Source organism: Trinickia soli (assembly GCF_002879855.1).
GTDB lineage: Bacteria > Pseudomonadota > Gammaproteobacteria > Burkholderiales > Burkholderiaceae > Trinickia > Trinickia soli.
Genome location: NZ_PNYB01000011.1, coordinates 12,807 through 33,631, shown reverse-complemented (window position 1 = coordinate 33,631; position 20,825 = coordinate 12,807). Strand labels below are relative to the sequence as shown.

Here is a 20,825-nt window from a genome sequence, read left to right as displayed (position 1 = left end):
CGAATCAAGTCTTGCTTGGAAGGACCTAAAACTAGCATCGCGCAGCATAACACAGATCGAATAATCGGATTGCTTAAACGCAATGCAATCGCCCGTCCAGAAAGCAAAAAGCCGCCAAAACAGGCGGCTCTTCAGATGCTCGCGCGCCATCCGGCGCGCTGGCGAGCGACTCGATCGATGCTCGGACCGACTTAATCGACCGATGCTTCGCGGCTTGCGCGACGGCGCTCGTGCTCTTTCAAATGGCGCTTGCGCAACCGGATCGATTGCGGCGTGACTTCGACGAGTTCGTCGTCGTCGATAAATTCCACCGCGTATTCGAGCGACATCTGGATCGGCGGCACGAGACGCACGGCTTCATCGGTGCCCGATGCGCGCACGTTGGTCAGCTGCTTGCCCTTGATCGGGTTCACGACGAGGTCGTTGTCGCGGCTGTGAATGCCGATAATCATGCCTTCGTACAGCGCGTCGCCCGGCTTCACGAACATGCGGCCGCGGTCTTGCAGCTTCCACAGCGCATAGGCCACGGCGGCGCCGTCGTCTTGCGAAATCAATACGCCGTTACGGCGCTCGCCGAGCGTGCCCTCCTTGACGGGCGCGTATTCGTCGAACACGTGGCTCATCAGGCCCGTGCCGCGCGTGAGCGTCATGAATTCGCCCTGGAAGCCGATCAGCCCGCGCGCCGGAATCTTGTATTCGAGACGCGTGCGGCCGCGGCCGTCCGATGCCATGTCGAGCAGTTCGCCCTTGCGGCGGCCGAGCTCTTCCATCACGCCGCCCTGGTGTCCGTCTTCGAGATCGACGGTCAGCAACTCGTACGGCTCATGCTTGACGCCATCGATTTCGTGCAGCACGACGCGAGGCCGCGACACGGCCAACTCGTAGCCTTCGCGGCGCATGTTCTCGATCAGAATCGTCAGGTGCAACTCGCCGCGACCCGACACTTCGAACACCGTTTCGTCGCCGGTGTCGCGCACACGCAGCGCGACGTTGTGATTGAGCTCGCGCGTCAGGCGATCGCGAATCTGACGGCTCGTGACGAACTTGCCTTCCTTGCCGGCGAGCGGCGAAGAATTCACGAGGAAGTTCATCGTAAGCGTCGGCTCGTCGACCGTGATCATCGGCAGTGCTTCAGGCGTGTCGGGCGCGCAGATCGTCGCACCGATGCCGATATCCTCGATGCCGTTGATCAGCACGATGTCGCCCGCTTGCGCTTCGCTCACCTGGACGCGATCGAGCCCCTGGAACGACAGCACCTGATTGATCTTGCGGTTGAGCACCTCGCCTTCCGGGCCGAAGCGCAACGCGACGCTCTGACCCGGCTTGATGCGGCCACGCGCAATCCGGCCCACGCCGATCCGCCCGACGTAGGTCGAATAATCGAGCGAAGTGATCTGCAGTTGCAGCGGCGCTTCGGGATCGGCCGCGCGCACGGGCACGTGTTCGAGAATCGCCTCGAACAGCGGGCGCATATCGCCGTCGCGGGCCGCCGGATCGAGCGAAGCATAACCATTGAGCCCCGATGCATAGACGATCGGGAAGTCGAGTTGCTCTTCCGTGGCGCCGAGCTTGTCGAACAGGTCGAACGTCTGGTTGATGACCCAGTCGATACGCGCACCCGGCCGGTCGATCTTGTTGACGACGACGATCGGCTTCAGACCCAACGCAAGCGCCTTCTTCGTGACGAAACGCGTTTGCGGCATCGGGCCTTCCACGGCGTCGACGAGCAGCAGCACCGAATCGACCATCGACAGCACGCGCTCCACTTCACCGCCGAAATCGGCGTGGCCCGGGGTGTCGACGATGTTGATGTGCGTGCCCTCGTATTCCACCGCGCAGTTCTTCGCCAGGATCGTGATGCCGCGCTCTTTTTCGATATCGTTCGAGTCCATCACGCGTTCCGCGATCTGCTGATTTTCTCGGAACGTGCCCGACTGACGAAGCAGTTGGTCGACGAGCGTGGTCTTGCCGTGGTCGACGTGGGCAATGATGGCAATGTTGCGGAGAGCGCGAGTCATAGGAATAAAAGGCGGTTGCGTACGCGAAACGGAAACCAGGCGCCGACGCCGCGCTGCCGTGAGGCGGCGGGAAGCTGACCGAAAGACTGACGCGCGTACATTTTGGGTAACTGGGAAGTATAGCACGCGCCCATGACTGCCTGCGGCGCCCGGCCAGATAACTGGCGAGAAATCCGACCGGATGCCGCCGGTATGACTCTCCGGCGCCGCCCTTGCGCGGTTGCAAGCAGCGTTCCCCACCAAGCCCCATAATGATCGCGCCCCTTAAGGGGTTGCTTAAATACGACGGTTTCGGCCGCTTTAATGCTTGCCGGGTCATCTTTCTCGCGCGTACAATCATGCCTAGTCAACTATTGCAATCGCACGGAAATCGCCATGACGGAACCGACCTCGCCGCTCCCGCCCGAGGCATGCGGCTACCAAATCGACGAGAGCGTCGGCTACCTGCTCACGCGGGTGAAGTCGAGCCTGTCGAACCTGGTCACGCAGCGCACGCTGGGCGAGTTGGGCATTACGAGCACCCAGGCGAGCATGTTGTTCATGATCGCGAGCGGCCGGTGCTCGTTGGCAGCCGAGTTGGCCCGCGACTACGGGATTGACGCGAGCGCGGTCACCCGGCTGATCGATCGGCTGGAAAAGCGTAATCTTCTTTCGCGCGTACGCAGTTCGGAAGATCGACGCGCCGTTCATCTGGCGGTCACGCCCGAAGGACAAAGACTTGCAGCGCGCATGCCCGAGATCTTCGGCGGCGTGGTCGATAAGGCGCTCGCCGGTTTTACGCCCGAGGAAGTCGGGTTTCTGAAAAGCATGTTGCGGCGAATTCTCGCCAACACATGCGATGGCCCGGCGGATTAGCGCGGCGGCATGATCGTCGGCAGTCTTTGGCTGACACGGCAACGAGTTTCGACCTTCAATCGCTCCAAATAAGTTGCAAAGTCCATGATTACTTCATTACTGAAAGGCCGTGCGATGAATCCCTCCCCCGCGTCAGCGCGCGTGCGCCGCGGCACGATCGCAGCCGCCGCGCTCGCCGCGCTGGCATTGGCGGGATGCGCGAACTACGCCGGCATCCATAGCGACAAAGCGATTACGCCCGCTGCCTCGCTTGAGACGACCCAAAGTCTGCCGAACGAAGGCGGCCAATGGCCGTCGCTCGACTGGGCGAGCGACTTCGGCGATCCCCAGTTGCCGCGGCTCATCAACGAAGCGCTCGCGGGCAGCCCCTCGATCGCGCAGGCGCAAGCGCGCATCGCCAAGGCGCAGTCGTACATCGAAACCTCGCGCTCTGCGTTGCTGCCCAAGGTCACGGGCAGCTACTCGGCCACGCGCGAACTGCTCTCGGGCAACGGGCTCTACCCGCCTCCATTCGGCGGCAACTGGTTCACCGAACATACCGCGCTTGCCAGCGCTTCGTGGGATCTCGACCTGTGGGGCAAGAATCGCGAGCGCGTGAAGGCTTCCGTCTCGCAGGAAAAAGCGGCTGAAGCCGATATGCAGGAGGCTCGCATCACGCTCGCTTCGTCGGTCGCGCGCACCTACAACCAGCTGGCGCAGCTCTACGCAATGCGCGACATCGCGCAACGCGAAATTCGCAACCGGCAGGAAGTCGGTTCGATCGCGAACGATCGCGTGAGCGCCGGGCTCGACACGAACGTCGAAAAGCAAACCGCGCTCGGCAACGTCGCGACGAGCCAAGCGACGGTCTCCGATCTCGACGGGCAAATCAAGTCAGTCCGCTATCAACTGGCCGCGCTGCTCGGCAAAGGCCCCGACCGCGGGCTCGCGATCGCCGATCCCGTCCTCGGCCCCGGCGGCGCCGTGACGTTGCCGTCGAATCTGCCGGCCGATCTCGTCTCGCGCCGCCCCGACATCGTCGCCGCACGCTGGCAGATCGAGGCCGCGCTCGCGAACGTGAAGGAAGCAAAAGCCGAGTTCTTTCCCGACATCAACCTCGCGGCCGCCATCGGCTTCGACGCGTTCGGCTGGAGCCGCTTTCTGACGGCGGGTAGCCGCACGGTCCAGGCCGGTCCGGCGATTCATCTGCCCATCTTCGATGCCGGCGCCTTGCGAGCCCAGTTGAAGGGACGCTACGCCGACTTCGAACTGGACGTCGCGAACTACAACCAAGCGCTCGTCAACGCAATGTCGGACGTCGCGACGCAAGTGTCGTCGATCCGCTCCATCGATACGGAGATGAACGATGCGCAACGTGCACTCGATGCCTCGGCCGAAGCGTATCGGCTCGCCGTCATTCGCTATAAGGCCGGGCTCTCGCCGCAATTGCAGGTGTTGACGGCCGATAGCAATCGCCTTGCGGCCGAGCAGACGCTGACGAACCTGAGGATGAAGCGCCGCGACCTGCAGTTCGCGCTCATTCGCGCGCTCGGCGGCGGCTTCGACGCTCAAACAGCCGGCGTCGCCACGCCGGCGTCGAACGGCGCAGTCGCCCTGCCCGCGCCGGCGCCCGCTCCTGCCGCGGCCCCGGCAGGCTGAACGGCGCCACACAACGAAACACGTCAACGCACGATTCAACGATAGAGCTTCGAACGATCGAGACTCGAGAAACGGAGAGCATTTCCATGAGCGACACTCAACAAACCGCCGCGAGCGTGCAGTCGCAGAACAATAACAGCAAGCGAAAGCGCCTGATGACGCTGCTCGTCGGCGTGATTCTCGTCGCAGCGGTCGCGTATGGCCTGTATTACTTCCTCGACGCGCGCTTTCATGAGGATACCGACGATGCCTACGTCAACGGCAACGTCGTGCAGATCACGCCTCAAGTGACGGGCACCGTCATCGCAGTCAACGCCGACGACACGCAAACGGTCAAGGCCGGCCAACCGCTCGTCGTGCTCGACGGCGCCGACGCGCGCGTTGCCTTGCAACAGGCTGAAGCCAACCTCGCGCAGACGGTGCGCCAGGTGCGCGGCCTGTTCGTCAACAACGACCAGTACCAGGCGCAGATCGCGGAGCGCCAGGCCGATCTGTCGCGCGCGCAAGACGACCTGCGCCGGCGCCTGACCATCGCGCAATCGGGCGCGGTCTCGCAAGAGGAAATTTCGCATGCCCGCGATACGGTGAAGGCCGCGCTGGCCGCACTCGACGCCGCCGAACAACAACTGGCGTCGAACCGCGCGCTGACGTCGAACACGACGATCGCAACGCACCCGAACGTGCTGGCCGCCGCCGCCAAGGTGCGCGACGCGTATCTGAACTTTGCACGCAACACGCTGCCCGCGCCCGTGACCGGCTACGTCGCGAAGCGTTCGGTGCAGGTCGGCCAGCGCGTCGCCCCCGGCAACCCGCTCATGGCGATCGTGCCGCTCGAATCGGTGTGGGTCGATGCCAACTTCAAGGAAGGCCAGCTCAAGCATATGCGGATCGGCCAACCCGTGGAGTTGACCGCGGACGTCTACGGTTCGTCGGTCGTCTATCACGGCAAGGTCGTCGGCTTCTCGGCCGGCACCGGCTCGGCCTTCTCTCTCCTGCCCGCGCAAAACGCAACGGGCAACTGGATCAAGGTCGTGCAACGCCTGCCCGTGCGCGTCGAACTCGATCAGCAAGAGCTGCGCGCCCACCCGCTGCGCATCGGCCTGTCGATGCAGGCCGACGTGGATATCAAGAACGAGTCCGGCAACCAGCTCAGCAATGCGCAGAACACGGTCTATCAAACGAACGTCTTCGATAAGTACGGTGAGCAGGCCGATGCCGAGATCGCCCGCATCATCGCCGAGAATGCCGGCTCGAGCGCGGGCCTCGCGCAACAGAAGCAACCCGCGGCGGCAGCCGGCGCGCAGGCACACGCGCACGCCGGCCGCGCCGCGAAGCTCGCGAGCAGCGGCTCGAAGCTGATGTAAGCCCGCGCATCGCCCGTCGACGACACAACGAAGGTTCCGAGGTCACCTGCCCAATGGCTCAGCCCCAAGCCCCCCACCCGCCGCTCAGCGGCGCCCAACTCGTCATCGGCACGATTGCCGTGTCGCTTGCCGTGTTCATGAACGTGCTCGATACGTCGATCGCGAACGTGTCGATTCCGACGATTTCGGGCGACCTCGGCGTGTCCTCCGATCAGGGCACCTGGGTCATCACCTCGTTCGCCGTCGCCAATGCGATCTCGGTGCCGCTCACGGGCTGGTTGACCGAACGCCTGGGGCAGGTGCGCTTGTTCCTCGCTTCGATCGTGCTGTTCGTCGTGTCGTCGTGGATGTGCGGACTCTCGCCCACGCTGCCGTTTCTGCTCGTTTCGCGCGTGATTCAGGGCGCCGTCGCGGGGCCGATGATTCCACTTTCGCAGACGCTGCTGCTCGCCAGTTATCCGCGTGCCAAGGCGCCGCTTGCGCTGTCGATGTGGTCGATGACGACGCTCATCGCTCCCGTCGCCGGGCCGATTCTGGGCGGCTGGATCTCCGACAATATCTCGTGGCCCTGGATCTTCTACGTCAACATTCCGGTGGGTATCGTCGCGGCGCTCGCCACCTGGGCCATCTTCCGCTCGCGCGATTCGGTCATCAAGAAGGCGCCGATCGATTTGGTCGGCCTCGGCCTGCTTGTCGTCTGGGTCGGCTCTTTGCAGGTCATGCTCGATAAGGGCAAGGACCTCGACTGGTTTTCGTCGGCGACGATCGTCGCACTCGCGCTGACGGCGCTGATCGGCTTCGCGTTCTTCGTCGTTTGGGAATTGACGGCCGATCACCCCGTCGTCGATTTGTCGCTGTTCAGGAAGCGCAATTTCACGGGCGGCACGGTCGCGCTCTCGGTCGGCTACGGCCTTTATTTCGGCAACCTCGTGTTGCTGCCGCTGTGGCTGCAAACCGATATCGGCTATACGGCCACCGACGCCGGGCTCGTCATGGCGCCCGTCGGCGTGTTCGCGATTCTGCTGTCGCCCGTCACGGGCAAGTTCCTGCCGCGCACGGACCCTCGCAAGATCGCCACGGCCGCGTTCGTCGTCTTCGCACTGTGCTTTTGGATGCGCTCGCGCTATACGACGGGCGTCGATACGTGGTCGCTCACGCTGCCCACGCTCGTGCAAGGTATCGCGATGGCCGGCTTCTTCATTCCGCTGGTCTCGATCACGCTTTCAGGGCTGCCCGGCAATCGGATCGCAGCCGCTTCGGGGCTGTCGAACTTCGTGCGGATCATGTGCGGCGGGATCGGGACGTCGATCTTCACGACAGCATGGGATCACCGCACGAGCTTCCATCACGCGCAGCTGACCGAGCGCGCCAGCGCCTACGATCCGACGTTCACGCAATCGATGACACAACTTGGGGCGCTGGGCCTCGACAAGTCGCAGGGCTATGGCTTGTTCGATCGGCTCGTCACGCAGCAGGCGGCGCAGCTTGGCGTGAACGACCTCTTCTACGTGTCGGCCGTCATCTTCCTCGTCCTGATCGGCTTGATCTGGATCACGAAGCCCGAGCGCAGCGGCGGCGGGGACTCGAGTGCCGCAGCTTCGGCCGCGCACTAGCGCGCATGTCCGAATGCGCTATACTTTACGAATGGAAATGAAACCGACCTCGCTCGATACGCACCGTTGGTGGCACGCCTGAACCCGGCGGCCCGTTTCCCCTCATCCATTGAACGTAATGCCGCCAGTCCTGGCGGCATTTTCGTATCTGCGCGCTGATGGCTGGTGGTGTCAAAGACATCGAAGACCAGACCATGACAGAAGCCCACCAGGCAAACCTACCCATCGTGCTCACTGGCGACCGCACGACCGGCGCACTACACCTTGGCCACTACATCGGTTCATTGCGCGCTCGCGTGCAACTCCAGCACGAGGCGCGGCAATTCCTGCTGCTAGCCGACACGCAAGCCCTCACTGACAACGTCGGCCGGCACCGGAAAGTCACCGAGAACGTCGTCGAAGTCGCACTGGATTATCTCGCCGTGGGCATCGACCCCGCCAAGTCGACCGTGTTCATCCAATCCCAAGTGCCGGAGCTCGCGGAGCTGTCTCAGTATCTGCTCAACCTCGTCACGGTCGCGCGACTCGAGCGCAATCCGACGATCAAGGAAGAAATCCGGCTACGCGGGTTCGAGCGGGACATCCCCGCCGGCTTCCTGACCTACCCGGTCAGCCAAGCGGCCGATATCACGGCGTTCAAGGCGACGCACGTGCCTGTCGGCGACGATCAACTGCCGATGATCGAGCAAACCAACGAGCTCGTGCGTCGATTCAACCACACCGTGGACCGGCAAGTGCTCGTCGAGTGTGCAGCGGTGCTGTCGCCGGTCGCGCGGCTGCCCGGGATCGACGGCAGGGCGAAGATGAGCAAATCGTTGGGCAATGCGATCACACTGAGCGCGAGTCCCGACGAGATTACGAAGGCCGTCAACGATATGTACACCGACCCGAACCACCTGCGCGTGAGCGACCCCGGACAGGTCGAAGGCAATGTCGTGTTCGCGTTCCTGGACGCTTTCGAGCCGGACACGCAGAAGGTGAGCGAACTCAAAGCCCACTATCGTCGGGGCGGGCTCGGCGACAGCGTGGTCAAGCGCGTGCTGAACGAACGGCTGCAGACGTTGATCGAGCCGATTCGTACGCGACGTCGCGAATTGCAGAATGACCGGGCTGAAGTGTTGGCCGTTCTCCGTCGCGGCACGATGCGCGCACGGGAAGTGGCCGCGCAGACGCTCTCGGAGGTAAAGGGGGCGCTCGGCTTGACCTACTTCGAGCATTGAGCGCCCGCTTCGGGGTATCGAAGCGCGTTCGGGGCGAAGCGTCTCGGTCTATGTTTGCGTCAGGCCGGCTTCGGCGCAGTCACGACGAGTCGCTCCGGGGCAAGTACGCCATCGGCTGCTCGCGCCACACCGAGCAGTACGCCGTCCTCGTCGCGATAAACGCGCACGCGTGTATCCGCGCGATCGCTTCCGTCGACACTGCGCTCGACAACGATCGGCGTCAAATCGGCCAGGCGAAGCCGTTGACCATGGAGGAAGCGCTTGGCCGCTTCCGCATCGAGCCGCACGACCGGAAAGGTCGTCAGCAGTGCGTCGACAGGTCGCAAACACGCATCGCGCGCGCCGGCCTCCATGCTTTCCAGCGCCTCGAGCGTGACGGCGTGATCGAGCGTCAGGGTCCCAACGCCGGTACGCCGCAATGCCACAAGATGCGCACCGCAACCGAGCGCCGCACCGATGTCCTCGGCCAGCGTCCGCACATAGGTTCCCTTACTGCAGGTGACACGAAACGTGACGTCCGGCAACGTGGCGCCAAGCAATTCCAGCGCATGAATCGTCACCTCGCGGGCCGCGCGCTCGACGACCTGCCCCGCACGTGCGTATTCGTATAGCGGCTTGCCATCGCGCTTGAGCGCCGAATGCATCGGCGGCACCTGCGAAATCCGGCCGCGAAAACGCGCGAGCGCCGCGTCAATCTCGGCGATCCCGACCTCGACGGGGCTCGTCTGCAACACCTCCCCCTCGGCATCGCCCGTACTCGTGCGAATGCCCAGCCGCATCGTGGCTTCGTAGGTCTTGTCGGCTTCCAGCAAGTCCTGCGAAAACTTGGTCGCTTCGCCGAAACAGAGCGGCAGCAGACCCGACGCGAGAGGATCGAGCGTCCCCGTATGTCCCGCCTTCTGTGCGAGGAAAAGACGCTTTGCACGAACGAGAGCGTCGTTACTCGATAGTCCGAGACCTTTGTCGAGCAATAGGACGCCGTCGAGCGCACGACGCGGCAAGCGCGGACGTTGAGGTTGTTTCATGAGGTTGTTTCAAGTGCGCAACGGCGGGACGCAGCGTCGCGGCCCGGGTCGCATCGGATCAATCGCCTTTGGCGCGTGTGGCGTTCGCTTCGTCGATGAGGCGCGACATCTCGACGGCTTGCTCGATCGATTTGTCGTAGTGAAAATGCAGCGTCGGCACGGTATGAATGTGCAGACGTTTGAACAACAGGTTGTGCAGATGACCGGCCGCATGATTGAGCGCGACCTGCGTGGCCTGCGCATCGCCCGTCAGCGTCGTGAAGTAGACCTTCGCGTGTGCGTAATCAGGCGTGAGTTCGACGCTTTGGATCGTGACGAGCCCGATGCGCGGGTCTTTCACCTCGCGCATGATGAGTTCGGACAAATCGCGTTGAATCTGATCGGCGATCTGGACGTTGCGATTGGGGGACGTGCGTTTTTTCGACATGATGAACCCGCCTGGCGGTTAGGGCGCGCCATCTGCGGCCCGGCGCACATCGCGCGCAAATGCCAGGGGTACCGACATTCGCGCCCGTGCTGCGCGATAAAACAAACGGGGCGGAGGAGGCTTGCCGCCTGCTCCGCCCCGAGCCGCGCGCTGGCGTATCAGAGCGTGCGCGCGACTTCCGTGACTTCGAACACCTCGAACTGATCGCCTTCGACGATATCGTTGAAGTTCTTGACCGACATACCGCATTCGAAGCCTTGCTTCACTTCCTTCACGTCGTCCTTGAAGCGCTTGAGCGAATCGAGTTCGCCCGTGAAGATGACGACGTTGTTGCGCAGCACACGCACCGACGACGAACGCTTGACGACACCGTCCGTGACCATACAACCGGCCACCGCGCCGACCTTCGGCACCTTGAAGACCTGGCGCACTTCGACCATGCCCGTGACGACCTCGCGCTTTTCCGGCGCGAGCATGCCCGACATTGCCGCCTTCACCTCATCCACTGCGTCGTAGATGATGTTGTAGTAGCGGATATCGATACCGTTCGACTCCGCCAGCTTGCGCGCTTGCGCATCGGCGCGCGTGTTGAAGCCGATGATAACGGCCTTCGACGCGGTAGCCAGGTTGACGTCGGACTCGCTGATGCCGCCGACGGCGCCATGCACGATCTGCACGCGCACTTCGTCGGTAGACAGCTTCTGCAAAGCCTGCACGAGCGCTTCTTGCGAACCCTGCACGTCGGCCTTGACGATAAGCGGCAGCGACTGCACTTCGCCTTCGCCCATCTGTTCGAGCATGCTTTCGAGCTTGGCTGCCTGCTGCTTCGCAAGTTTGACGTCGCGGAACTTGCCCTGACGGAACAGCGCGATTTCGCGCGCCTTGCGTTCGTCGGGCAGCACCATGACTTCCTCGCCGGCACCCGGCACCTCGGACAGACCTTGGATTTCGACCGGGATCGAGGGGCCCGCTTCCTTCGTGGCCTTGCCGGTTTCGTCGAGCATGGCCCGGACGCGACCGTAAGCACTGCCCGCCAGCACGACGTCGCCTCGCGAGAGCGTGCCCGACTGGACGAGGATCGTGGCCACAGGCCCCTTGCCCTTGTCGAGCTTCGCTTCGATGACGAGACCCTTCGCCGGTGCTGCCACGGGCGCCTTCAACTCGAGCACTTCGGCTTGCAGCAGCACGTTTTCGAGCAGATCGTCGATGCCGGTGCCTGTCTTCGCCGAAACCGGCACGAACGGCGAATCGCCGCCGTACTCCTCGGGCACGACGCCTTCAGCGACGAGTTCCTGCTTGACGCGCTCGGGGTTCGCCTCGGGCTTGTCGATCTTGTTGATCGCCACGACGATGGGCACGCCGCCCGCCTTCGCGTGAGCGATGGCTTCCTTCGTTTGCGGCATCACGCCGTCGTCCGCGGCGACCACGAGAATAACGATGTCGGTCGCTTTCGCGCCGCGCGCACGCATGGCCGTAAAGGCCTCGTGACCCGGCGTATCGAGGAACGTGATGACGCCACGCGGCGTCTCGACGTGATAAGCGCCGATGTGCTGCGTAATGCCGCCCGCTTCGCCGGCCGCAACCTTCGCGCGACGGATGTAGTCGAGCAGCGAGGTCTTGCCGTGATCGACGTGACCCATGACCGTGACGACAGGCGGACGCGGCAATTGCTCGGCGTCGCTCGCTTCGCCTTCGACGAGCAAAGCTTCCGGATCGTCGAGCTTGGCGGCAACCGCACGATGGCCGAGTTCCTCGACGATGATCATCGCCGTTTCCTGGTCGAGCATCTGGTTGATCGTCACCATCTGGCCGAGCTTCATCATCACCTTGATGACTTCCGACGCCTTCACCGACATCTTATGGGCGAGGTCGGCCACCGTAATCGTTTCGGGCACATGGACTTCGCGCACGATCGGCTCGATGGGCGCCTGGAACGACGTAGCCGAATCCTGATGCTTGCCGCGCCCCTTCGGGCCGCCGCGCCAGCCGCGATCGACACCGCCGCTCGAATCGCCGCGCGTCTTGATCCCGCGGCGCTTCGCGGCGTCGTCTTGCCAGCCGCCCTTGCCGCCTGTCTTCTTCTTATCCGCGCCGGGCGCAGCCGACGACGGCTGAGCCGTAGCCGGCGCCGCCGCACCTGCTGCCGGCTTGCGCGCGGCGGCGGGACGCGGCGTCTCGCCAGGCGGGCGCACCGGCTTATGCAGCGTGCCCTTCGCTTCAGCCGCCTTGGCGGCTTCCGCCGGCTTCGCGGCCGGCGCCGGCTCGGGCGCTTTCACCTGCGCCTTACGCGGCGTATTCATCATCTCGCGAATGGCGCGCGCTTCGGCCTCGGCCGCTTCGCGACGCTTGCGAATCTCTTCCTGCTCGGCGCGCGCCTTGTCGGCCGCTTCACGCGCGGCATCTTCGGCCTTCTTGGCCGCTTCGCGTTGAGCGGCGCGCTCGGCGGCAGCACGCTCATCTTCGACTGCCGTACGCTCGGCCTCCACGCGAGCCGCGGTTTCGGCATGCTTCTTCGCTGCCTCTTCCTCGGCGCGCAGACGCTCGGCCTCGGCAGCGCGCTCGCGCGCCTGACGCTCGGCTTCCTCGCGCTCGAGCCGCTCCTGGCGCTCGCGCAGTTCCTGCGCCTGCTTCTCGAGCAGCTCGGCTTCGCGCCGCGCTTCCTCCTCGCGACGCTGCAACTCGGCGCTCTCGTCGACGGTGGCTACCGCTTCGCCTGCAGCCTCGGCGCCAGCGACTTCGCCTGCCTCGTCGCGCTTCACGAATACACGTTTCTTGCGAACTTCGACCTGAATGGTGCGAGCCTTGCCCGTCGCGTCGGATTGCTTGATCTCCGACGTGTGCCGCCGAGTCAGCGTGATCTTGCGTTTGTCCGTATCGGCCGAACCGTGCGACTTGCGCAAGTGGTCGAGCAGACGCGCCTTGTCCGATTCGGACAAAGCATCGTCCTCACTCGCTTTCTGGACACCCGCCGCCTGGAGCTGTTCGAGCAGCACCCCGGCTGGCATTTTGAGTTCCGCGGCAAATTGGGCTACGTTGTTACTCGCCATTCATTCCTCTTAGTGCAAGGACGGATTCCTTGCGGTTAGCATCGGGTCATGCGATCGCAAGATCGCTGTCTATTCAGTGCGCCATGGTCATTCACTCACTGGAACCAATGTTCACGTGCTTTCATGATCAACGCCTTCGCGGCATCCTCTTGCATTCCGGTCATTTCAACCAATTCGTCGACGGCCAGTTCAGCCAGCTCGTCGCGCGTCTGGATCTGGTGCTCGGCCAGCTTCGAGAGCAGATCGGCGTCCATCCCTTCGAGACTCTTCAGATCGAGCGCGACTCCCTCGACCTTTTCCTCGTTGGCGATCGCCATCGTCAGCAACGCATCGCGCGCGCGGTTGCGCAGCTCGTGGACGGTATCCTCATCGAACGCTTCGATTTCGAGCATCTCGTTGAGCGGCACGTAGGCGATCTCTTCGAGGCTCGTGAAGCCTTCGTCGATGAGAATGTCGGCGACTTCCTCGTCGACATCGAGCCGCGCCATGAACAGGTCGCGCAGAACCCCACGCTCCTGGTTCTGCTTCTGCGCCGATTCATCGGGCGTCATGATGTTGATTTGCCAGCCGGTCAACTCGCTGGCGAGACGCACGTTCTGGCCGCTGCGGCCGATGGCGACCGCCAGCTCGTTTTCGTCCACGACGACGTCCATCGAATGCTTCTCTTCATCGACGACGATCGACTGAACCGCAGCCGGCGCGAGCGCGCCGATCACGAACTGGGCGGGATCCTCGGACCATAGCACGATGTCGACGTTCTCGCCACCAAGCTCGTTGCGAACCGCCTGCACGCGCGAACCGCGGATGCCGACGCAGGTGCCGATCGGATCGATACGCTTGTCGTAGGCCACGACGCCGATCTTCGCGCGCACGCCGGGATCGCGAGCGGCCGCCTTGATTTCGAGCAGGCCCTGCTCGATCTCGGGCACTTCCATTTCGAACAGCTTCATCAGAAACTCGGGCGCCGTGCGCGAGAGTTCGATCTGCGGGCCGCGCGCCGTGCGGTCCACCTTGGCGATGTAGGCGCGCACACGGTCGCCGACGCGCAGGTTTTCCTTCGGGATCAGTTGATCGCGGCGCAGCAGCGCTTCGACACGGCCCGATTCGACGATGAAGTTGCCTTTATCCAGACGCTTGACCGTGCCGGTCATGATCTTTTCGCCGCGCTCGAGGAAATCGTTGAGGATCTGCTCGCGCTCGGCGTCGCGCACCTTCTGCAAAATGACCTGCTTGGCCGCCTGCGCGCCGATACGACCGAATTCGATCGAAGGGATCGGTTCTTCGATGTAGTCGTCGATTTCGATCTCGGGCTTTTCTTCGCGCGCTTCGAACAGCAGGATTTCCTGATCGGGCTCTTGCAAGCCGGCCTCGTCGGGCACCACGCGCCAACGGCGATACGTTTCATGCTCGCCCGATTCGCGATCGATATGCACGCGGATGTCTACGTCTTCTTCGAAGAGCTTCTTGGTGGCCGAAGCAAGAGCGGCTTCGAGCGCAGCGAATACCACATCTTTATTGACATTCTTTTCGCGCGCCAGTGCATCGACCAGCATCAGTACTTCGCGACTCATTGTTTGCGGCTCCTAAAGTCAACCTTCGGGACAAGGCGTGCGCGGTCCATGTCCGCGAGCGTGAAATCGAGCATCGCGGCGCCCTCCTTCCCTTCAAATTCCAAACCGATCGTTTCGCCGTCAGGCGCATGCAGGATGCCCCGGTACGTCTTGCGCCCGTTCAACGGCTTTTTCAATGTCACGACGGCCTCGCTGCCCGCGAAGCGCAAGAAATCCGCCAACTTCTTGAGCGGACGATCGAGCCCCGGCGACGATACTTCGAGCCGTTCGTAGTCGATGTTCTCAACCGTCAGAACGTGCTGGAGCTGACGCGTGACTTTTTCGCAATCCTCGATCGCGATGCCGGCGGGTTGGTCGATATAGACACACAGCATGCCGCGCCCGGTGCGCTCGAGGTCCACGAGCTCATAGCCCATGCCAGAGACCGTGGTTTCTATCAGTTCCGTCAGTTGCACAGTGCCCTCTAAGGTATTCGCGCGTACGCGCATGCACCCAAGGGGCTGCGCGCCGCGCCATGCCGGTGCGCGAAAATGTGCTGCTTGCCGAGATGCCGAACCGTGACCGCCAAAAAAAAATGGGCGAAACGCCCATCATCCTCTTACCGGTGCTCGCACCTGAGCCGCACAAACAACAGCCGCACGCCCAGCGACTTTGTGAGTTTAGCATTTTTCACGGCGGGTTGCCAAGCAGCGAGCGTGCGAAAGCCCTCCAGGAGGCTTTCGCACAGCCGATCCGACCAAGGCGACTGCGCAGCCGCGCGCACCCGTGGTCCCGCATACAAAGGCGACCGGGTGCGCCGCCTGTCAGCGCCCGCGCGAACGACCGCGCGGGGCCGGCCGCTGACCGCCCCCGCCGGCGCCGCCAGCTCCACCGCCGCCGCTGCCACCGGCGCGGTTGCCGCCGCCGGCGCGATTGCCGCCCGGGGTGCGGTTGCTATTTGCATTGCCACCGAACGGACGCTTGCCCGCAGCGCCGGAGGGCGCGCGGTTGCCGTCGACGTCACGCTGCGGCCGCGCCTTCTGGCCGCCGCCACCGCGACTTCCGCCGGCGCGATTGCCGAAACCGCCTCCCGAATTCTCGCCGTAGCCGCCCATGCCGGCACCGCCGCCACCGAAGCCGCCGGGGCCGCGACGGCCAGGGCCACGCCCCGGCTGATCGAAGCGGCCATGCGCCGTCAACACCGGCTCGCGGTTGATGAAGCCCATCGACGTCTGCATCGGATCCGGCTGGCGCCGCTCCTGACCCTGACGCCGCGCGCCCTTCTCTTCGACTGGCGCCTTGAGGCCGACCGCCGCCATCAGGCTGCGCACCTGATTCTCTTCGAGCTCTTCCCAACGGCCGCGTCGCAAACCGCGCGGCAGGGAAATCGGGCCATGACGTGTACGAATGAGCCGGCTCACCATGAGCCCGACCGCCTCGAACATGCGCCGCACTTCGCGATTGCGGCCTTCGGCCAGCGCGACGTGGTACCAGTGGTTGGTGCCCTCGCCGCCGCCATCGCGGATACGCAGGAAATTGGCAGGACCGTCTTCGAGTTCGACACCATGCAGCAGCTTTTGCCGCGCGCCTTCCGCGAGCTCGCCGACGACGCGAACCGCATACTCACGCTCTACGCTGTAGCGCGGATGCATGAACCGGTTCGCCAGGTCGCCCGACGTGGTCAACATCAACAGGCCTTCAGTATTGAAGTCGAGCCGGCCGACGGCCAGCCACTTCGCCGTTTTCATCGGAGGCAGCTTATCGAAGACCGAAGGCCGGCCTTCCGGGTCTGCATGACTGACGATCTCGCCCGTCGGCTTGTGATAAAGCAGCACACGGGGCGGCTTGGTCTGCACGCGACGCTTGACAGGCTTGCCGTTGATGCGGACCTGATCGGTCGGCATGATGCGCTGCCCGATGTGTGCGGGCTCGCCGTTGACCGATACGCGACCGGCCACGATCAGTTCTTCCATTTCGCGACGCGAGCCCATCCCGGCTTCGGCCAGCACCTTATGCAGCTTCGGCGCGTCGTCGTCGGGCGCCAGTACGCGCTTTTGCGGCTCCGGACGGCCGCGCCGCAGCATCGGGGCGCGCACGCCGGTCGATGCCCCGTTGTCCGCATCGAACGCAGGCGAAGTCACGTAGGAGAACAAATCGTCCTGGCCGCCCGGAACGGATTCGGGGCGCTTGCCTTGGGCGTCCTTCGCTGCGCCACCGGACTCTTCCCGGCGACCGGCGGACTGTTTGCGACCGCCCTTCGGGGTACCTTTGCGCGGCGCACGCGCCCCGGCAGGGGCACTCTCTTCAGCGGAAGGGGGCGTCGAGGCAGCCTCGCCCTCGGCGCCTTCGGCGCCCGGCTGGGCTTGCGCCCCTGCCTCGCCCTTGGTCTTCGCCGCGGCTCGCCGCCGTGCGATCAAGCTGCGTGGACCGCGCCGCAAGCCGCGGCGCGGACGGTCCTGGTCGCCCGCCTCAGCACTATGGGCGCCCTGCTCGGACTCGCCCGTTGCCGGTGCGGCAGGCGCCTCGTCGCGGCCCGCAGCCTGTGCGGCATGCCCGGATGCGGACAAATCGGTGTCGTGGGTATTTGTCAAAACAACCTCAAGTGTCAATCGCGCGCCCCTTGCGGGCGCTATATGCGTTCGGTTACGTCAGGCGCTGCGCGACGCGGGTTCGTCATCGGTGAATGCGTCCGCGTCGTCGGCGGATGCGCTGCGATGCGGCGGGTAATCGCGCACCGCATTGACCGCATGAGCCTCTGCGGTGTCAGCCGCAACGGTCCGCTCATGCCCTTCGTGCTCGATGTCGCTTTCGCTCGACGTAGCCTCGTACCGGCCTTGCTCGCCAGCGCGCTCGCCGTTGGCAGCATCGCTCGCGCCGTCTTCGACGGTCGGTGCAACGTTTGCCCGCTCGTCCTGCGACGTGCGCGCATCGTCATCTTCATGTTCTTGCCGATCCAGGCCATCGGGCGGCGCCTCGGCCACGGCTGCGACCGCCGCGTCATGCGCCGGCTCGCCGCCTTCGGGTGCCGCGCCTTCGGGTGCCGCGCCTTCGGGTGCCGCGCCTTCGGCCAACGCGGCATCCTCGGGAAACTCGATGGAATGCTGCGCGAGCAGGTCTGCGGCGCTCTGCGCGGACGGATCCTCGAGCGGCGGCAACTCGTCGAGTGCCTTCAGTCCGAGATCGTCGAGAAATTGCTTCGTAGTGGCATACAGCGCAGGCCGCCCCGGCACATCGCGATGCCCGATCACCTCGATCCAGCTGCGGTCTTCGAGTTGCTTGATCACCTGCGTGTTGACGGTGACCCCGCGAATCTCTTCGATATCGCCACGCGTAACCGGCTGGCGGTACGCGATGATCGCAAGCGTTTCCAGCACGGCGCGCGAATACTTTGGCGGCTTCTCCGGATTCAGACGATCCAGAAAGGTCCGCATGGCGGGCTTGCTTTGAAAGCGCCAGCCCGTAGCGAGGGAGACAAGCTCAACGCCCCGCCCCGACCATTGGTTTCTCAAATCCTCAAGCAACGCACGGACTGTATCCGCCGATACACCATCAGCGAACAGCTTGCGCAGGTCACCCACCTTGAGCGGTTCTTGCGCGCAAATCAAAGCAGTCTCGAGGACGATCTTCGCCTCTTGGGTATTCATGCAGCTAGGTCAGACCCTGTGGTCAACGAACCGGATCAAACAGACGATATGGAACTGAAGACGCGCTCGCCCGATTCTGATCGGTCATATTGATGGGAGCACGGACCGGGGGGTGGCGATTCGAAACAGCGATCGAGCCAAGCCCAGCCGGACGAAGCAGCGGTTTTCCGGAGAAGGCGCCGCGTGACTGAACGCCATCTTACGCAAAAAGGCCGAGGGCGTAAATAGCGAATCGAAATGCGCGCGTCGTGGCGAAAAGCGCAATGCCTGCCAAATAGTGAACCACCGCCGGACTCCCGCACGACCGCGCCCAGCCACCTTCTCTTGCTGCACACGCAAAATTCAGAAATCTGCGCAATGCGCCCGCCGCACGGCAGTTACGTCCCTGCCTCGAAACCGATGTCGCGTGCATTTATCGCGCCGCAATAAGCATGCGCGGGCGCACATGCGGCGCGCGCAGTTGCACTAGATTGGTGATTGCCCTTATTTCCGGCACGGGCATTTTGGCGTCTCATACGCCCCTGACTAACGGCCCCTCAGGCCTGTCGCGGCGGGGCTTGCAGGCATTTGGCCACCCAATGGCACGCTTCCTGCATTGCTCGGCGCTGCGGTCGGCGCCGCGCGATTCGATGATCCGTTCGCGGTGCCAACCGGCTCGCTCGACACTCGATCCGAGTGTCTCAAGAGTGCGCGGCACGGGGCAGCGCACCGGAGTCAGTTTCGCTGAGGTGAGGACATATGGTGTTCGACGATTTAAGAGATAACGAATGGGCGCTGGTCGAAGCGCTGTTCTGTGCGGAACCTGCACGGAGCGAGCGACGCGGACGCCCGCGCGTCGAGGCGCGTGCTGTCGTGAACGCCGTGCTGTGGGTGTTGTCGACAGGCGAGGGCTGGTCGAAGCTGCCGGGTCGCTATCCGTCGCCTCCCACCTGCAGACGCCGTTTCGATGAGTGGCAGGCCGATGGCACCCTCGTCGAAATCGTCAACCGTCTGGGCACCTGCGGCCGCCAGATTTCGCTGCGCGGCCGGATCGGCGCCACCGCGGTCAAGCCGCCGGCCCCGCGCAGCCAGGACCGCCTGCGCGGCGCGTTCTGGACCAATCCCGAATCGTGGCGCGCACCGGTCAAGATGGCCTGATTCCGCGCCGCCGACGGCCGCACCGATGCGCGAGTATCGAGACGATGCTCGCGCGAATGACCCGGATCGCACTGCGGCGCCCACACCGATAATGTGCGCCTCGTTTGGCGCCCTTCCGTGCGCCGGCATCAATGCGATGCCTGCAGTCGACTTCCTTCCCGCGACAACGACAATGTGCGGCGCTCATTTCGGGACGCCGGCTTGCGAAACATCCATTTACTAATATTTACAGCGGGCTTTCGCTCGTGAGCCTATTGTGTGCCCATGCGGACAGCCGCCGGCATGCCCGTGCCGGGAGAGCTCATCGAATGAAGGCAGCGAATTTCGCAGCGGGTTTGCTCTTATGCAGCGTCGCGCTTGCATATGGGGGCTTCGCTTGCGCGCACCCTCCGCCCGCCCCGGCACGCACGAGCGCACCCAAAATGGCGGCCGGCTGGCGGGGCCCACCGTCCAACGCACCCTCCGGCGCGTCGGCGCCGCGCGGAAACCTGCGCGGCGACATCGAAAACAATGCGCGTTGGAACGAAAATGCCACCCGCCCGCGCACTCCCCCGCCTCACTGATTCGCGCAGATCGCGCCATTCACGCAATTCAAATCGAAACCAAGGGAACCACCGACCATTCGGCTAGTCGGAGTGAATGCCATGAGCACAGCGTGGCAGCAGAAATATCCGGTACCCGTATCCTCGCGATACGGGTTTTTTTTGAGCGCCCTGGCGAACTCGCCACCGCAGACATCGCCGCCGCGACGTTACTGCTTCAGTTCGACTGTGCGACGGCTTCGCTTGGGGAGTATTCGCTCGTGCGCGCGTCGGTCCAGGCCAGCGCCCGCTCTTCGCGCGCGAGGCGATTGAATTCGGCTCGGCCCTTGTCGGTGAGCACCGCGATATCGACAGGCGCATGAAAACCTGCTCCCGGTGCGACCGTGCGCTGGCGAGCCGTTTCCATCAAGCCGAGCCCTCGCAGATATTCGAACACTCCGGGGCGTCTGGCCCATGGAACCTGACGATATTGCACTCGCCTAAGCGCTTCGAGCACCGCTTCGTTGGAATACGTGGTCATCTCGACTCTTTCTTAAAGTGCTGCCGTCGTACTGACGGCGCATGCCGTGCGGCAGCCGGTACCGGTGAGAGCCGAACCGCCGAGCCGGGGCGGCAGCAGGATGTACCCGCGCCGTCGTATCGAAGGTACTGCCTATAATCGGGCGATTTGCCGCGCAAAAAAAGGCGGCCGCCCGTGGTCCATTTGAATGCATCGCCGGCTAAGGGCGATGCGATCCCCGAAACC

The 20,825-nt window shown here is 64.0% G+C and carries 15 protein-coding genes; 6 read left to right on the top strand and 9 right to left on the bottom strand.

Translation table 11 applies throughout. The features are described 5' to 3' along the window. Positions 1–191: 191 nt before the first annotated feature. The gene (gene typA, locus C0Z19_RS14320; protein ID WP_102610505.1) at positions 192–2,018 is read right to left on the bottom strand and encodes a translational GTPase TypA; all 1,827 of its coding nucleotides are present in this window, start codon (positions 2,016–2,018) and stop codon (positions 192–194) included. A 375-nt stretch (positions 2,019–2,393) separates the two neighbouring features. On the opposite strand from typA, the gene C0Z19_RS14315 reads away from it, so the two are divergent. The 5 genes from C0Z19_RS14315 to trpS all read left to right on the top strand — a co-directional run bounded on the left by C0Z19_RS14315 (position 2,394) and on the right by trpS (position 8,708). Beyond that, entirely contained in the window at positions 2,394–2,873 is a 480-nt protein-coding gene (locus tag C0Z19_RS14315) for a MarR family winged helix-turn-helix transcriptional regulator (RefSeq protein ID WP_102610504.1), read from the top strand. Between the two features lie 114 nt (positions 2,874–2,987). Continuing rightward, positions 2,988–4,511: an efflux transporter outer membrane subunit gene (locus tag C0Z19_RS14310; RefSeq protein WP_102610625.1), complete on the top strand. Its 1,524-nt coding sequence runs from the start codon at positions 2,988–2,990 to the stop codon at positions 4,509–4,511. 86 nt (positions 4,512–4,597) lie between these two features. Then, positions 4,598–5,875: an HlyD family secretion protein gene (locus C0Z19_RS14305; protein WP_102610503.1), complete on the top strand. Its 1,278-nt coding sequence runs from the start codon at positions 4,598–4,600 to the stop codon at positions 5,873–5,875. Between the two features lie 53 nt (positions 5,876–5,928). Next, on the top strand, positions 5,929–7,488 hold the full coding sequence (locus tag C0Z19_RS14300) for a DHA2 family efflux MFS transporter permease subunit (RefSeq protein WP_102610502.1): 1,560 nt from the start codon (positions 5,929–5,931) through the stop codon (positions 7,486–7,488). A gap of 194 nt (positions 7,489–7,682) precedes the next feature. Then, positions 7,683–8,708, top strand: a complete 1,026-nt coding sequence (gene trpS / locus C0Z19_RS14295) for a tryptophan--tRNA ligase (RefSeq protein WP_102610624.1) — start codon at positions 7,683–7,685, stop codon at positions 8,706–8,708. Between the two features lie 59 nt (positions 8,709–8,767). Here trpS and truB read toward each other — a convergent pair whose 3' ends face one another. The 7 genes from truB to scpB all read right to left on the bottom strand — a co-directional run bounded on the left by truB (position 8,768) and on the right by scpB (position 18,401). Continuing rightward, positions 8,768–9,733, bottom strand: a complete 966-nt coding sequence (gene truB / locus C0Z19_RS14290) for a tRNA pseudouridine(55) synthase TruB (protein WP_102610501.1) — start codon at positions 9,731–9,733, stop codon at positions 8,768–8,770. A 58-nt stretch (positions 9,734–9,791) separates the two neighbouring features. Then, complete coding sequence (gene rbfA / locus C0Z19_RS14285) at positions 9,792–10,160, bottom strand: 30S ribosome-binding factor RbfA (protein WP_102610500.1); 369 nt, start codon at positions 10,158–10,160, stop codon at positions 9,792–9,794. A 158-nt stretch (positions 10,161–10,318) separates the two neighbouring features. Then, entirely contained in the window at positions 10,319–13,207 is a 2,889-nt protein-coding gene (gene infB / locus C0Z19_RS14280; RefSeq protein WP_102610499.1) for a translation initiation factor IF-2, read from the bottom strand. 95 nt (positions 13,208–13,302) lie between these two features. After that, positions 13,303–14,778 carry a transcription termination factor NusA gene (nusA, locus tag C0Z19_RS14275; protein WP_102610498.1) on the bottom strand — a complete coding sequence of 492 codons (1,476 nt, stop codon included), beginning with the start codon at positions 14,776–14,778 and terminating at the stop codon, positions 13,303–13,305. Continuing rightward, positions 14,775–15,233 (bottom strand): ribosome maturation factor RimP, encoded by a 459-nt coding sequence (gene rimP / locus C0Z19_RS14270; RefSeq protein ID WP_102610497.1) that lies wholly within the window; start codon positions 15,231–15,233, stop codon positions 14,775–14,777. The genes nusA and rimP overlap by 4 nt, the downstream gene beginning before the upstream one ends. Positions 15,234–15,581: 348 nt before the next feature. Continuing rightward, complete coding sequence (gene rluB, locus C0Z19_RS14265) at positions 15,582–17,348, bottom strand: 23S rRNA pseudouridine(2605) synthase RluB (protein ID WP_102610496.1); 1,767 nt, start codon at positions 17,346–17,348, stop codon at positions 15,582–15,584. A 57-nt stretch (positions 17,349–17,405) separates the two neighbouring features. Continuing rightward, positions 17,406–18,401 carry an SMC-Scp complex subunit ScpB gene (gene scpB, locus C0Z19_RS14260; RefSeq protein WP_102610495.1) on the bottom strand — a complete coding sequence of 332 codons (996 nt, stop codon included), beginning with the start codon at positions 18,399–18,401 and terminating at the stop codon, positions 17,406–17,408. A gap of 738 nt (positions 18,402–19,139) precedes the next feature. On the opposite strand from scpB, the gene C0Z19_RS14255 reads away from it, so the two are divergent. After that, complete coding sequence (locus C0Z19_RS14255) at positions 19,140–19,538, top strand: transposase (protein ID WP_102610494.1); 399 nt, start codon at positions 19,140–19,142, stop codon at positions 19,536–19,538. 759 nt (positions 19,539–20,297) lie between these two features. On the opposite strand, the gene C0Z19_RS14245 is transcribed toward C0Z19_RS14255, so the two are convergent. Next, complete coding sequence (locus tag C0Z19_RS14245) at positions 20,298–20,600, bottom strand: hypothetical protein (RefSeq protein ID WP_102610492.1); 303 nt, start codon at positions 20,598–20,600, stop codon at positions 20,298–20,300. Positions 20,601–20,825: the final 225 nt, after the last annotated feature.